Below are 12,281 nucleotides of genomic sequence, written 5' to 3' on the forward strand. Positions count from 1 at the left end.
CTAGTTCGCTGTTCAGAATAGCCCACTCTGCAATACAGATTATCTCATGTTGGGTCATATTTATCCAGCTTGTCAATCATTCACTCACGGGCACCATCACGAAGTCGAAGGGTGAGCGCCAAATCGTGTCGTCCTCCTGAACATGTTCGAATGGGGCAATCAGCGTTTCCTTCACGCCGAAAACAGCGTCATCTGTGATATACTTGTCATCGCCGACAAAGGTATGTGTCACTATCTTCTGAAAGCCTGGCGCCGTCACCAGATAGTGCATATGCGCGGGGCGGTAGGGATGGCGTCCCATCAAGCCCAGCATTTTGCCCACAGGGCCATCGTCAGGGATCGGATAGCTGACTGGCTTGATCCCGTAGAATTTGTATGCGCCGTCCTTTCCCGTGATGAAACGCCCGCGGTTGTTCCATTTGGGCTGAATATCGGGCTGCTGCACATCATAGAAGCCATCGGCGTTGTCGCTCCAGACATCGACGCAGGCGCCTTCGATCGGCTCTCCGTGGCGATCGACAACCTTGCCCTCAAACAAGCAGCGCTCACCCTTGCCATCAAGGCAGATGTCATCCCCCATCTCGCGGATTGGTGCATCAGCGACATGAAACGGGCCGAACACCGTGTTTTCCGTGGCACCAGCCGGGCGGCGATTATTAATCGCGTCCACCAGCATCGAAAAACCCAGAACATCCGAGAGCAGGATGTATTCCTGCCGCTCGTCCGAACAGATCTGGCCAGTCTTCGTAAGGAAATCGATGGCAATGTCCCATTCTTCCTGACGTAAATCGACGTCTTTTGCGAAAGCGTGCAAGTGGCGCACGAGGCTATCCATCACTGCCTTGAGGCGCGGATTGATACCGCTCCCCATACGCGCATTGACGACCTCTGCTGAGCCATCTTCGGTAAAATACTGGGTCATGTCTTTCCTCCCGATGTCGGGCGGTTGCCCGCCCATGCGTCCTGAAGCAGTGCGCGAATGGCATCCTGCTCGATCGGGCGCGGGTTCCAATATGGGTTCTGAGTTGCAATTTCGGCCGCACGGTCGAGATCGCTTTCACTGAGCCCCAAGTCTTTCAAGGCAAGAGGCGCGCCGAGCGACTTTGCAAAGTCCCACAGACCACCGCCAATTTCGCCACCGAAAAGCTCCGCCGCAGGGCTCAGCGCGTCTTGTGCCGCCTCTGCATTGTAGGCCGCCGTATGCGGGATGAGTACCGCATGTGTCTCGGAATGTGGTGTGTCAAAGGAGCCGCCCAGCGTGTGGCAGAGCTTGTGATGAAGCGACATGCCCACCGTTCCGAGCACGGCACCGCACAGCCAAGATCCATAAAGCGCCTCGCTGCGCGCCGCTTCATTCAAAGGATCCGCGACGATCACAGGTAAGGCATCGCGCAGCGCGCGTGTGCCTTCGACAGCCTGCATCGATGTCACGGGGTTGCGGTCCTGTGCGTAAAGAGCCTCGATAGAGTGCGCGATGGCATTGAGCCCGCTTGTCACGCTCATCGGCACAGGCAACCCCAGTGTCAGCTGCGCATCATAGATCACCACCTCGGGGAGGACCTTGGCGTCGCGGATCGTGGTTTTCAGACCGTTCTCGGTCTGCCCAAGGATCGGCGTGACCTCCGATCCGGCATAGGTCGTCGCCACGACGATCTGCGGGCAATCCGTTTGGTAGGCCAAGGCTTTGCCAAGGCCGATGGTTGAACCGCCCCCAAGCGCAACAACGCAATCTGCACCGGCGGCCTGATAGGCCTCAAGCGCATGGTTCGTGACGTCGACGGGCGTATGCATAGCGGCTTCGGCAAAGACGCCAGCGGCTTGCGCACCTAGCGACGCGGCCAAAGCCTCGGCATCCGCCTTTTGAAATGGAGTAGACAGCACCAAGGCACGCGCGCAGCCCTGTCCCGCGATCTCATCGGCAACCTGAGCCAATGTGCCCGGCCCGAAGATAATCCTCGCGGGGTGAAAAGATGCTGTGAATGGCGCAGTCATTCCGCCGCCACCGCGGTCTGGCTCGCGAGGTGCAGCTCGGCCATCACCTTGTCAAAACGGCTTTGAAGAGTTTCAGCGTTGTTCGCCGTCAGCGCCACGTAGAAGTCTGGGCGGATCAGCACGTATTTGGCGTCGATATCATCAAGCCACGCTTTGAACGTCCCTTCGACATCAACCACTTCACATCCGCCACCGGGGCCGCAAAGCTCGACGGTAAAGCCTTCGATTTGCTCAAGTTGGGCGCGTTGCGCCTCGGTGAGCGCGGCGGCGGGGTCGGTCTCATAACCGAACAGGATCCAGCCTTGCCCGACAGCTTGATCAAAGCGGTCGCGCTTACCGTTAGCCTCGACAATACCCTGCACCGAAAGCTCGCCCGCATGGGCGCTCTCGTCGCACCATGCACCTTTTCCAAGGTGGCACAGATCGGTTGGCACGGGCGTGCCGCCGCGCGCCTTTAGGTCTTCCATCATCATCGCGTCACGCTTGGCGCCTTCTTCTTCATCATGGATGCAGATGATCTGGCCCAGTTCCTGGCTGAAGTTGATGTAGTGTTTGGCATGTTCGACGCGCTCAGAGGTGTAGCTGTCCAGCACCTCGGGGCCATACTTGCCCTCAAGGATACCGTTCAAGCGCCACGCCATCGCAACTGCATCGCGCACGCCTGCGCACATGCCTTCACCGGCGAAGGGCGGCATCAGGTGCGCGGCGTCGCCACCGATCACGCAACGGCCCTTGTTCCACTCTTTGGCCCAGCGAGCCTGAAAGCGATAAACGGCGCTGCGTTCCAGCTCGGCGTTTTCGGGTGTGACACCCCAGTTTGCCAAAAGCTCCCACGCTTTGGTCTCGGTGGTCATTTCCTCGACGCTCTCGCCGGGCAGCAGCATGTATTCCCAACGCCGACGTGCAGGGCCTTCGGGGTCTGGCCCCGGCCCACCAGGGACAATCGTCGTCGGGCGCGACGGATCGCAAAGTTGCCACTGCGCGGGCTCATGCGAACGTTCGGCGACGTAATCGTACTTCATGATCATGTCGAGGATCAGCCAGTCAAAGAAGTAACCCTTGTCCTCATTCTCAATGCCAAGGCTGTTGCGGACAAAGCTGTTCGCCCCATCCGTGCCTGCAAGGTATTGGGCGCGGATCACTTTGGTCTCGCCGCTGTCGGTTTCCTCAGGATTGCGCTTGATGGTCAGGGTGACGCCATCAGAATCCTGTTCCAGTGCTTCACCCACCCATCCGCGCACAATCTCGACGCTCGGCATGGTGGCCGCAATCGCAAGGAAGCGCTTTTCCATCATCGGCTGGTTGAACCAGTAACGCACGCGCCAGCCCGAAGCCGACTGCGATTGCCAGTCCACGATCTGCAGGTTCTCGCGGTCTTTGTTTTTCCAGTAGTAGAGCTCATCATGATAGCTGATCGCTGGATCGTTCTCACTGTCCATGCCGAGCGTGGCAAGGATACGAGCGATTTCGTGGTCATACGTCACAGCGCGGGGCAGTTCGTAATGTGTGCCCCAGCGCTCGACCAGCGTCACACGCTTGCCGCGTTGCCCCAGCAGAATCGCGAGCAACGTCCCAACCGGACCGGCGCCGACAATGGCCACATCAGTATTGATCGTTTCATTTGTCATTGCATTTTCTCCCTTGCATCTGGCGCCGTGGCCCTCCCGCCAGGTGCGCCAACAGCCCGTGGCTGCGCTTGAACATGAGGATTTCGCAGAACTGAACGCTCGTCAAGTTTGAAGTTTGATCTATATCAAATTAGGCGCAACCAGCTGTAATAAATAGGATTTTACGTAGGGATTGAGGCGCAAACCACCCAACTCAGCAATGAACCATGGCCCGCTGTGCTTGTAATACCGATGAAAAATGAATACGATTCACCCTTGAATGCGAGGGACTATGAACAGCCAGGCAGAGCTCAAAACCGAAGGCCGCGTCGCACGGCGACAAAAGCGCAACCGGCGCTCGTTGATCGATGCTGCGCGGCAGATCATGTCGCGCAAGGGTATCGATGCTGCGACTATGCTCGAGATCGCTGAGCTGGCTGATGTTGGCGCGGGCACGGTCTATAATTACTTCAAGTCCAAGGAAGACCTCGCCATCGCCGTGCTCGAGGAACTGATGCACGAATTGGCTCTGCAGATCGAGAAGGTCACAGACACCTTCGATGACCCCGCACAGGTCTACGCATTCGGCGTCCGCACCGTCATTGACACGGCAACCCATGATATGCGCTGGCGGCAACTTCTTTATCGCTCGGAAGTCATCGCCAATGCGATTTTCCAGCGGATGGGCCCTTTCGCCATCCGCGACCTGCAAAACGCGACGCACGCCGGGCGCTTCAGGGTCGAAGATCCTGCGCTTACATGGAAGATGGCCTGCCATGCGATTGTTGGCGTTGCGCTGGCGGTGACCACCGAAGAAATGCCCATTGATGTGGTGGACGAAACCGTCGTCACTCTGTTGTGTATGACAGGCGTAGGCCGGGCTGAAGCTGCAGATCTTGCGAATCGTGACCGCCCAGCGTTGCCCAAGCGTTAGCACGCTATCCCTTTGAAATTACAACTTCCTATTGGCCAAAACCCTCAACGAAATGAGCGTTTGACCGAGCAGCTTTAGTTTGCGTATCTTATGTTAATATACTGTATTGCTAGGCAATACACTCTTGGGAGGAGAGACCATGTTACTGACCGCAAAACTTCTGCTGACCTTTGTCACACTGGGCTACAGCGCCATTCCCTCATTTTTTGACTTCAATGATAGCCACGCGACCAACCCGTCTTGGACAGGTCATGCGCGGTGGCATGTAGTCTGGCAAGTGTCGAGCTACGACTACATCGCGCTCATGGCGCTCTACCTGATATGGACCGCAGGCACCGATGTCGTCTGGCTCTGGGTCCCCGCTCTGCTCGCGACCTTTGCCTATGCAGGCTTTTGGACGGCCTTCCTGACGCGCAACATCTACGGCGGCGTTTTGCAAGACGAAGTGAACGGCGTGCCCGAGTTTCACTACAACATCTTCGGCTGGAAATTTTCCGTGGATGCCAATGTCTCGCTGTTCACACCGATCAGCATCATCACCCTTATCGCGCTTTGGATGGTCGCGCGTCTTAACGGAGCTGTCTGAGCGATGCTGACTGAAACCCAAAGACAAGCCGCCGTGGATGCCATTCTTGAAGCCGAACGCTCTCGCGTTCCTTGTGTTCAGCCTTCGAAGCAGTGGCCCGATATGGAACTGGAAGACGCCTATGACGTTCAACGCCGCTGGGCTGAGGCGCGTATCGCGGCAGGGGCAAAGATCGTTGGGCGCAAGATCGGCCTGACGAGCCGCGCCATGCAGATGGCCTCGAAGATGACCGAACCTGACTATGGCGTCATTCTCGACGACCAGCTCTACAAGGACGGCGCTCAGATAGCAGCGGGGACCTTTATCAAGCCGCGCCTTGAGACAGAGCTGGCCTTTGTGATGGGCGACGATCTTTCCGGCGAAGGCTGTCAGCTGCATGACGTCTTGCGCGCGACAGAATTTGTCCAGCCTGCGCTTGAAATCATCGACTATCGCACGGAAGTGCCCCGCGCCATTGTCGACACCATCGCAGACAATGCCGCCTATGGCGCGATCGTCATGGGGGGGCGCATCTTCCGCCCATTCGACGAAGACCTGCGCTGGATCTCAGGAACGCTTTCGAAAAACGGTGTCATCGAAGAATCGGGCGTCTCTGCTGCGATCATGGGACACCCGGCCGCTGGCATCGCTTGGCTCGTGAACAAGCTCGCGCCGCTTGGCGGCGGCCTCAAGAAAGGCGATATCGTTCTTTGCGGTTCCTTCACGCGTCCTGTCGATGTTGCCTCAGGCGATGTGATCTTCGCCGACTACGGCCCGTTTGGCAGCATCGGGGTGTCTTTTCAATGACAGCCCTTCGCAAGAACCACTTCAAGGCAGCGCTCAAGGCTGGCACATTGCAACGCGGCCTTTGGTGCACGATCAATGACACGCTGGTCGCGGAAATGTGTGCGCAGCTTGGTTTCGACTGGATGCTCTTTGATACAGAGCATTCCGCACTTGATCCGCTCACGGTTTTGCCACTCCTGCAGGCCGTCGCGCCTTACGGCTCAAGCCCGATCGTGCGGCCAGGAGAGCTCGCCCCTGCCGAGATTAAGAAGCTCCTCGACCTTGGCGCACAAAACATCCTTGTGCCAATGATCAACACGCCCGAAGACGCGGCCCTCGCAGTGGCGTCCGTTGAATATCCGCCAGTCGGTATCCGAGGCGTTTCGGGCCTCACCCGCGCAACCGCCTTTGGCGACATATCCGGTTATCACAAGGGTGCGCGCGAAGAGATCGCCATTCTCGTTCAGATTGAAACACTCGAAGCACTGGACAATCTCGAAGCCATCGCAGCCGTTCCAGGCATCGATGGTATCTTTGTCGGCCCTGCCGATCTGGCCGCGGCAATGGGCCTTGCGGGCGAGCCAAGCCATCCAGATGTTCAGTCAGCTGTTTTGACTACGATCAAGCGGATCGTGAAGACTGGTATTCCCGCAGGTTTCCTGTCGGCAGATGAAGCCTTCGCGGATGCCGTGACAGACACAGGGGCAACATTTGTGTCACGCGACATCGACATGGCTGCGCTGAAACGTGGCCTCAAACAGCGATTGAACAATTAACCATCGAAGTTTTTCGCGGCCAAAACACTGGGCGTTTCAGCTGTCTGTGCCCGCTTCCCCCTTGGCGCTTCTTGGCGTCAATGTCGCAGGAGCTACCCAAACCATCGCACGTCTGGTTTTGCGGGCCACGCCGCTGCGGACGTGTGCTGTTGGTCCGGAGTTAAGAGAACCATCCGCTCGCATCTGCGCCGCCCAAAAATGCCGCCGCAGGTGCGAGAGGATGCTGCAGTCGCAATAGCTACGTCGGCAAAAGTCGGATTTGTCCCGCATCTGAGTTGTCCGATTACTCTGCGGCGAAAGTTTAGTTTCGGTCGAGCCAAATCGACGCCCTGGAATGACTGCTTCGGTGATTTGCTCTGCACCGCAACAACAAGCGTTCTGCACGGGCGATCAAATGCTGCGTTGACAATAGCCGCATGTGCACAAGTCCGCTTCGTCCCGCATCTTTCCTGTTCAGGTCGAGCGCAGCGAAGGTCAGGTCCTAGTATTTTTTGCAGCAGAGAGATTTGAATTTAGTCTGCGAACACATGTCTTGCCGACGCGACCCTCATCCAGTCCCGACCGCCGAATGCGACGAGAGCGAGATAAATATGCCCCGCATCTAAATCCGGTTTGAATACGATGGTCAGTCGGTGACCTGCGCCGCCATGGCGCACGAGCCATCCGTCCAGCTTGCCGCTGAGGCGAGCACCGGATTTTGGGTTTTCGGCAATCTTCTGGATAAGGGTATCGATTTCATCGAGCCTGCGGCTTGTTGCAGCAACGTCACCGTCTGTCACATCGACAATATGATCAACGATACCGATAAGGTCCCGTTCAAAGAACGGATGCCTGATAAAACGCATCAGGTCTTCTGAGCCATCGCCGCAAGATGAGCCCGCGCGCCTGCAGTTACGTCTGAGGCTTCGCCGACGGGTTCCCAGTGGTCGAGTGGAAGAGACAGGCGGCGTTCCAATTCTGCCTCAAACAAAGACCGTTCACGATCCCGCTCTGCCTTGGCCTTCGCCAATTCACCCGAGACCGCCGCGCTCATGTTCGGGTACTCGCCCGCTTCAACCAGTTCCTTGGCGAAAGTGTAGGCCGTGTCGGTGAAGCTGACAGATTGTTTTTGAACGCTCATGGCAAACTCCTTGGTGTTCCAATAGACTACCAAGTATTGCAATATCTGGCAAGCCTTGCAGGCCGACAAGGCGTGGTGCGTCGATAGCCTTGCGGCCTCCTCAACTCATTACGCCAAGTCGCAGGGGAGAACGGCCCTTCGGTCCGTCGCGCATTCGGCCATGCGGCCTCACCGCGGCGTTGCGCTTGGCATCCCGGTTTGCCCGCCTCGCGAGCACGTCCCACCCCGGTCGCTCCGCCGGATTGCGCTCTGGTCTGTTTTGCGGGGCAAAACGATCCCGCCGCTCCATCCGTCTCCCGCGTCCGGTCGGGCCGTTTGCCTGCTCGGGTCGGGCAAACCTACCATCAAAACACACACACATGAGCGTGGAAGCATATCCTCCGGATGGCCCCCAAATCAGCCCGCGTCAAGGATCGCAAAACTTTTCGGCGATGGCGGGGCCCGTGGCGCGGGGCGGTCCCGTGCGTGAGGGTGCGCGTGTGTCGGGTGCTTCGCTCGGAAAACTTTTGCGCCCGGCAAGCCGGCGGCTGCGCCGTCCCTGACCCGGGCAGATTCGGAAACCAGGCATTCGGCCATGCCCCCACACTCACGTGGTGGCTCCACAACCGACTACTGGAGACCAGACATGGCTTACGACACCGCAAACACCTACGAGACCATCGAGCTTTTCGGACTGACCGAAAAGGACGCGCAGCTGCCGATCCCGGAAGATCACATCCTGACCGACCACATCATCCGCGAGAGCTTCGAGGCTCTCCTCGGTCCGCTGCGTGGGACCGGGCTCGAAGCGGAAATAGAACCATTGGCCCACGGGCTCGCGACAATCCTGCAGCGCCGCAAGTTAGCACTCGGCAAAGAGGTCGACCGCACCGCCGACAAGATCGGCGCGCTGGCAAAATCCCACGACGGATCGGAGATCGCCGAGACCGCGCTCGAAGAGGCGCAGTCGCGCTTTCTGCAGCTGCGCGAGATCGTCGGCGCAATCGAGGTGATGAGCGAGGCCGCAGCGGAATGCTACGAGATCGAAACGGGCCACGCCTTCATCCCGGCAGCCGGGTCGCGGGCGAGCGTCCGGGCGAAAGAGACCGGGGCGGTCTTCGAGGCCCGGCAGCTCCTCGATCAGCATGATCGGGAAACCGCCGAGAAGTCGAAAGTCGAGGGGGTGCCCCTGATCGTTTCGGGTGCCACCGACTGGACCGATGTCGATGTTATCTTCAACACGCTCGACAAGGTTCGGGAGCGGATCAAGCAGAACCGTAACCAGGAGATCTTCCTCTGCCACAAGGGTGGCAAGCACGGAGCCGAGATGATCGCCGCCCGGTGGGCCCGAGCACGCGGGGTCGCGCAAGCGCGCTTCGATCCGCGCTGGTCCGCGCATGGGCGGGCGGCACCGTTCAAGTGCAACGACGAGATGCTGGACGACAAGTTCGCGGCGACGGGGGTTGTTCTCTTCGGCGGTAACGGGGTCGCGCTGAACCTCGGGCAGAAGGCGGAAGCGAAAGGCCTGACGGTCATGCGGGTTGCGGACCCGGCGAAGAAGGCGTCGCAGGATTGAAGAGAGAGGGTCGCCTTCGGGCGGCCCTTTCGTCGTTTCTCAGGGATGTGGAGGTGCCCTCAGTTCCTTTTGCCTAGCAATTTTATGTTTTGATAGGTATATGCGTGCCAAGCAAAACTTGGAATTGATAGGCATGACTCCACTCAGCAGCATCGCGATGAGCGCCTATACCGATCTGGTACGTCTTTTGAAGGACGACGCTTTGTCCGGTGTCGAAGGCAAGCCGACTCTCAAGGAGCGCGGCGACAAGGCCTATTGGTACGCAGCCCGGCGTGTCGGCACCGAGATGCGCTTCATCTATATCGGCGAAGACAGCGACGAGACGCGCGCACGTATCAACCGGATTGAGGAGCTGCGCTCGACCGCCAAGGATCGGCAGGCGGAACGGTCTCGGCTTGTCCGACTCTTGCGCGCCGAAGGCATGACCCCCACCGACCGGGCAACCGGGTCCATCCTGTCGGCCATGGCCGCAGCCGGAACCTTCCGTTTGGGTGGCACCATCGTCGGAACCAATGCATTTCGCCTCTATGAAGGCGAGCTTGGTATCCGTCTGCCAATTGGCGGTATGGCCAATACTGGCGACATCGACATCGCGCAGTTCGAGAAGCTCAGCGTTGCGTTGCAGGATCAGGTCGACCCGGGTCTGGCCGAGACGTTCTCGGCGCTCAAATTTGACCCTTTGCCAGCCCATGACCAAGGCCGGACCTGGCGATGGGCGCAAGGCGGCAGTGGCCAGCTGGTCGAGTTCCTGACACCGGCGTTCGGGGATGAGACCCTCCGTGATTTGCCGGCATTGGGTGTGGACGCCCAAGCCTTGCGTTATCTCAACTTCCTGATTGCCGAGCCGATCCATGCGGCGGCGATCTACAGGTCTGGCATTCTCGTGCAGGTCCCGCGCCCGGCGCGCTATGCAATCCACAAGCTGATCGTTGCTGATCGGCGGCGTGACGGGGCGGGGAGCCTGAAGTCCGCGAAGGACCGCGAGCAGGCGGCTTTCCTTATCGAAGCGATGGCCGAGGACCGGCCCGATGATCTGGCTCGGGCCTATGCCACCGCATTGGAGGTTGGGCCGCGCTGGCGGGAACACATCGGCAACTCGCTGAACCGAATGCCTGAGACGAAACCAATCCTCGAGAGCTTGGGCATGTAATTGTCAAGTTGAAGACGTTCGGAATCTACCAGCTACTGATCTGCCGCTCTCAGGATCGCGTGCCAATCCTGCCCTGCTCCGAGCACGCGCAAAATAACCAACTGGTCTTCCTCGACCCGATAGATGATCAGATGCTCAGCACTGGGATGAATGCGGACGGGCGGATCGAATTCTGGGCGCTCACGGGCCATCTCTGGCATGAAGAGCAACCGATCGAAGGTATCTTCTATGATATCGCTGTATCGATCTGCTTGCGCCATCGACCACGTCTGCGCTGTATAAAGCCAGATGTCTTCCAGATCGCGTTGGGCTGCTGGCGTCAGCAGGTAGGCGATGGGACTACTTGCGGGCATGCTTCTCCCGCATCCGCGCCTTGAACGTTTTGAAATCGAACGGCTCCGGCTCACCGCTCTTGAGGCCTTCATTGATCGCTTGCTGCAAAGCTTCGATCGCTTGAGCACGCTCTTGGTCACGGCGGATAAGGTGGCGCACATAATCGCTCGTATTGCTGAAGCTGCCATCCTTCAGGCGTGCTTCAACCCAGGTCTTCATCGGATCGGGAAGAGATACATTCATCGTTGCCATGGCAATCCTCCTTCTTGGACCAAACCTATCATTGAATGCCGGATATTGTCAAAAAAGATGACAATCTTTGTCACCGCATCGAACGCCATGAGCTTTGCCCGCGCGCCGCATTGCGGACGCTTTTGGGGGATAGGCCATCCCAGCAATACCGTCCGTGACCGGAAGGGGCGTCGGGAGCTACGCTTGGCGCGGTCCTTTCGTCATGGCTCATGGCGCGTGCGATCGGTCACACTTGATCGGCAGCTCACGGCGTCCAGCACCGTCATCCCTCTACCCAGCCCGTCAGAGTGCGGCCCATCCGCATCGGTGCGGGCTGGGGATGGTGCGCACCTCAGGCACATCGTCAGCGGCGCCAGGCGGGAGGGGTCGAGACGTCGCACATGAGGCTGAAGACTTGCGCGTCCCTCGGGTGGTGTTTCTGAACATCTCATCCACGCGGGCGGGCTCCGTCAGCACCCCGGCCAGGCTTGGCGGGACGCGGACGCGGATGGTGGCTGCGGCGTGATGGCAGGGGTCATCCGGATCACTCCTTTTTGCTCATAGATGTGGATCGCACGGGGTCGGCCCAATCGTGCCCTCCGCTTCGCTCCGGCAAGCACAAATACGGCTTCCACGGCGGAGCCGTGGACCCTCCGCATTTGCACTTGCGACCGGGCCTCTTGCCCCCGTGCCGGGTGATCCCCATCGCAACAAGGAGTAACCCAAATGACCAACCACTACGTCGCCACCGTCCCCGTCAAGTTCACCGACACCGATGGCCAGGAGCGCACCCGTTTTCAGCGCGTGGGTGCGATGTTCCGCAACACCCGGGGCGGGGATGGCTCGGAGTTCTTCAGCCTCAAGCTCGACTTCCCGGTCGCGGTCTCGGAGCTGGTGATGTTCCCGCCGAGCGCGAAGGATCCCCAGGACTGAATCCTCTGACGAGGATGGGCCACCCCAGGACGATCTTGGGGCGGCCCGATCCCTGTTCCAGAGATGCCGTCACCGGCGCGTGTGATCGCCTACAGCGACCTCCTCTTGGTGCCGATAGCCGCGCACTCAAAGGACGATCGCAGCCCAGAATGATCATGCCGCGACAGACCGGCCAGTCAGCCTCAAGGGGGCCATCCACAAAAACCTATCGGCCAGGGCCTCCCGGTTTTTGCGGCAGAGATTTGGCAAGCCAAATCTGGCCCTCCTTGACCCTGCCTGTCCGCCCTGTCGGTGAGGTT

General features: G+C 59.1%; 14 protein-coding genes. 7 read left to right on the plus strand and 7 right to left on the minus strand.

The annotated features are described in order from the left end of the window. Positions 1-76 precede the first annotated feature (76 nt). Genes E1832_RS04640 through mhpA form a run of 3 tightly spaced genes read right to left on the minus strand, consistent with a single transcriptional unit; the run spans position 77 to position 3,620 of the window. A complete protein-coding gene (locus tag E1832_RS04640) occupies positions 77-922 on the minus strand; it encodes a dioxygenase family protein (protein ID WP_133358568.1) in 846 nt (281 codons plus the stop codon). Continuing rightward, positions 919-1,992, minus strand: a complete 1,074-nt coding sequence (locus tag E1832_RS04645) for a maleylacetate reductase (protein WP_133358569.1) — start codon at positions 1,990-1,992, stop codon at positions 919-921. The genes E1832_RS04640 and E1832_RS04645 overlap by 4 nt, the downstream gene beginning before the upstream one ends. Continuing rightward, a complete protein-coding gene (gene mhpA / locus E1832_RS04650) occupies positions 1,989-3,620 on the minus strand; it encodes a bifunctional 3-(3-hydroxy-phenyl)propionate/3-hydroxycinnamic acid hydroxylase MhpA (RefSeq protein ID WP_133358570.1) in 1,632 nt (543 codons plus the stop codon). Before mhpA ends, E1832_RS04645 begins: the two co-directional genes overlap by 4 nt. A 271-nt stretch (positions 3,621-3,891) precedes the next feature. Between mhpA and E1832_RS04655 the strand changes: the two genes are divergently transcribed. From E1832_RS04655 to E1832_RS04670, 4 genes are all read left to right on the plus strand, one after another. Next, positions 3,892-4,533 carry a TetR/AcrR family transcriptional regulator gene (locus tag E1832_RS04655; protein ID WP_133358571.1) on the plus strand — a complete coding sequence of 214 codons (642 nt, stop codon included), beginning with the start codon at positions 3,892-3,894 and terminating at the stop codon, positions 4,531-4,533. Positions 4,534-4,672: 139 nt separating this feature from the next. After that, positions 4,673-5,119, plus strand: coding sequence for a hypothetical protein (locus E1832_RS04660; RefSeq protein ID WP_133358572.1), 447 nt, complete (start codon positions 4,673-4,675; stop codon positions 5,117-5,119). Between the two features lie 3 nt (positions 5,120-5,122). Continuing rightward, complete coding sequence (locus tag E1832_RS04665) at positions 5,123-5,905, plus strand: fumarylacetoacetate hydrolase family protein (RefSeq protein WP_133358573.1); 783 nt, start codon at positions 5,123-5,125, stop codon at positions 5,903-5,905. Then, positions 5,902-6,660, plus strand: a complete 759-nt coding sequence (locus E1832_RS04670) for an HpcH/HpaI aldolase family protein (protein WP_133358574.1) — start codon at positions 5,902-5,904, stop codon at positions 6,658-6,660. Before E1832_RS04665 ends, E1832_RS04670 begins: the two co-directional genes overlap by 4 nt. A 512-nt stretch (positions 6,661-7,172) precedes the next feature. Here E1832_RS04670 and E1832_RS04675 read toward each other — a convergent pair. Then, positions 7,173-7,505: a type II toxin-antitoxin system RelE/ParE family toxin gene (locus tag E1832_RS04675; protein WP_133358575.1), complete on the minus strand. Its 333-nt coding sequence runs from the start codon at positions 7,503-7,505 to the stop codon at positions 7,173-7,175. After that, a complete protein-coding gene (locus E1832_RS04680; protein ID WP_133358576.1) occupies positions 7,505-7,780 on the minus strand; it encodes a hypothetical protein in 276 nt (91 codons plus the stop codon). The genes E1832_RS04675 and E1832_RS04680 overlap by 1 nt, the downstream gene beginning before the upstream one ends. A gap of 625 nt (positions 7,781-8,405) precedes the next feature. Here E1832_RS04680 and E1832_RS04685 point away from each other — a divergent pair. Both E1832_RS04685 and E1832_RS04690 read left to right on the plus strand, forming a co-directional pair. Continuing rightward, positions 8,406-9,335, plus strand: a complete 930-nt coding sequence (locus tag E1832_RS04685) for a DUF2493 domain-containing protein (RefSeq protein ID WP_133358577.1) — start codon at positions 8,406-8,408, stop codon at positions 9,333-9,335. Between the two features lie 157 nt (positions 9,336-9,492). Further along, positions 9,493-10,485 (plus strand): nucleotidyltransferase family protein, encoded by a 993-nt coding sequence (locus E1832_RS04690; RefSeq protein WP_245513822.1) that lies wholly within the window; start codon positions 9,493-9,495, stop codon positions 10,483-10,485. A gap of 32 nt (positions 10,486-10,517) precedes the next feature. On the opposite strand, the gene E1832_RS04695 is transcribed toward E1832_RS04690, so the two are convergent. Both E1832_RS04695 and E1832_RS04700 read right to left on the minus strand, forming a co-directional pair. Continuing rightward, entirely contained in the window at positions 10,518-10,838 is a 321-nt protein-coding gene (locus E1832_RS04695) for a type II toxin-antitoxin system RelE/ParE family toxin (RefSeq protein WP_133358578.1), read from the minus strand. Beyond that, entirely contained in the window at positions 10,825-11,070 is a 246-nt protein-coding gene (locus E1832_RS04700; RefSeq protein WP_133358579.1) for a type II toxin-antitoxin system ParD family antitoxin, read from the minus strand. Before E1832_RS04700 ends, E1832_RS04695 begins: the two co-directional genes overlap by 14 nt. A gap of 705 nt (positions 11,071-11,775) precedes the next feature. On the opposite strand from E1832_RS04700, the gene E1832_RS04710 reads away from it, so the two are divergent. Continuing rightward, complete coding sequence (locus E1832_RS04710) at positions 11,776-11,982, plus strand: hypothetical protein (RefSeq protein ID WP_133358581.1); 207 nt, start codon at positions 11,776-11,778, stop codon at positions 11,980-11,982. Positions 11,983-12,281 lie beyond the last annotated feature (299 nt).

Origin of the sequence: Antarcticimicrobium luteum (assembly GCF_004358185.1) — a bacterium.
Classification (GTDB): Bacteria; Pseudomonadota; Alphaproteobacteria; order Rhodobacterales; family Rhodobacteraceae; genus Antarcticimicrobium; species Antarcticimicrobium luteum.

Coding starts and splice junctions, on each gene's coding strand:
- E1832_RS04640 (WP_133358568.1), bottom strand. CDS start 922: ATGACCCAGTATTTTACCGAAGATGGCTCAGCAGAGGTCGTCAATGCG.
- E1832_RS04645 (WP_133358569.1), bottom strand. CDS start 1,992: ATGACTGCGCCATTCACAGCATCTTTTCACCCCGCGAGGATTATCTTC.
- mhpA (WP_133358570.1), bottom strand. CDS start 3,620: ATGACAAATGAAACGATCAATACTGATGTGGCCATTGTCGGCGCCGGT.
- E1832_RS04655 (WP_133358571.1), top strand. CDS start 3,892: ATGAACAGCCAGGCAGAGCTCAAAACCGAAGGCCGCGTCGCACGGCGA.
- E1832_RS04660 (WP_133358572.1), top strand. CDS start 4,673: ATGTTACTGACCGCAAAACTTCTGCTGACCTTTGTCACACTGGGCTAC.
- E1832_RS04665 (WP_133358573.1), top strand. CDS start 5,123: ATGCTGACTGAAACCCAAAGACAAGCCGCCGTGGATGCCATTCTTGAA.
- E1832_RS04670 (WP_133358574.1), top strand. CDS start 5,902: ATGACAGCCCTTCGCAAGAACCACTTCAAGGCAGCGCTCAAGGCTGGC.
- E1832_RS04675 (WP_133358575.1), bottom strand. CDS start 7,505: ATGCGTTTTATCAGGCATCCGTTCTTTGAACGGGACCTTATCGGTATC.
- E1832_RS04680 (WP_133358576.1), bottom strand. CDS start 7,780: ATGAGCGTTCAAAAACAATCTGTCAGCTTCACCGACACGGCCTACACT.
- E1832_RS04685 (WP_133358577.1), top strand. CDS start 8,406: ATGGCTTACGACACCGCAAACACCTACGAGACCATCGAGCTTTTCGGA.
- E1832_RS04690 (WP_245513822.1), top strand. CDS start 9,493: ATGAGCGCCTATACCGATCTGGTACGTCTTTTGAAGGACGACGCTTTG.
- E1832_RS04695 (WP_133358578.1), bottom strand. CDS start 10,838: ATGCCCGCAAGTAGTCCCATCGCCTACCTGCTGACGCCAGCAGCCCAA.
- E1832_RS04700 (WP_133358579.1), bottom strand. CDS start 11,070: ATGGCAACGATGAATGTATCTCTTCCCGATCCGATGAAGACCTGGGTT.
- E1832_RS04710 (WP_133358581.1), top strand. CDS start 11,776: ATGACCAACCACTACGTCGCCACCGTCCCCGTCAAGTTCACCGACACC.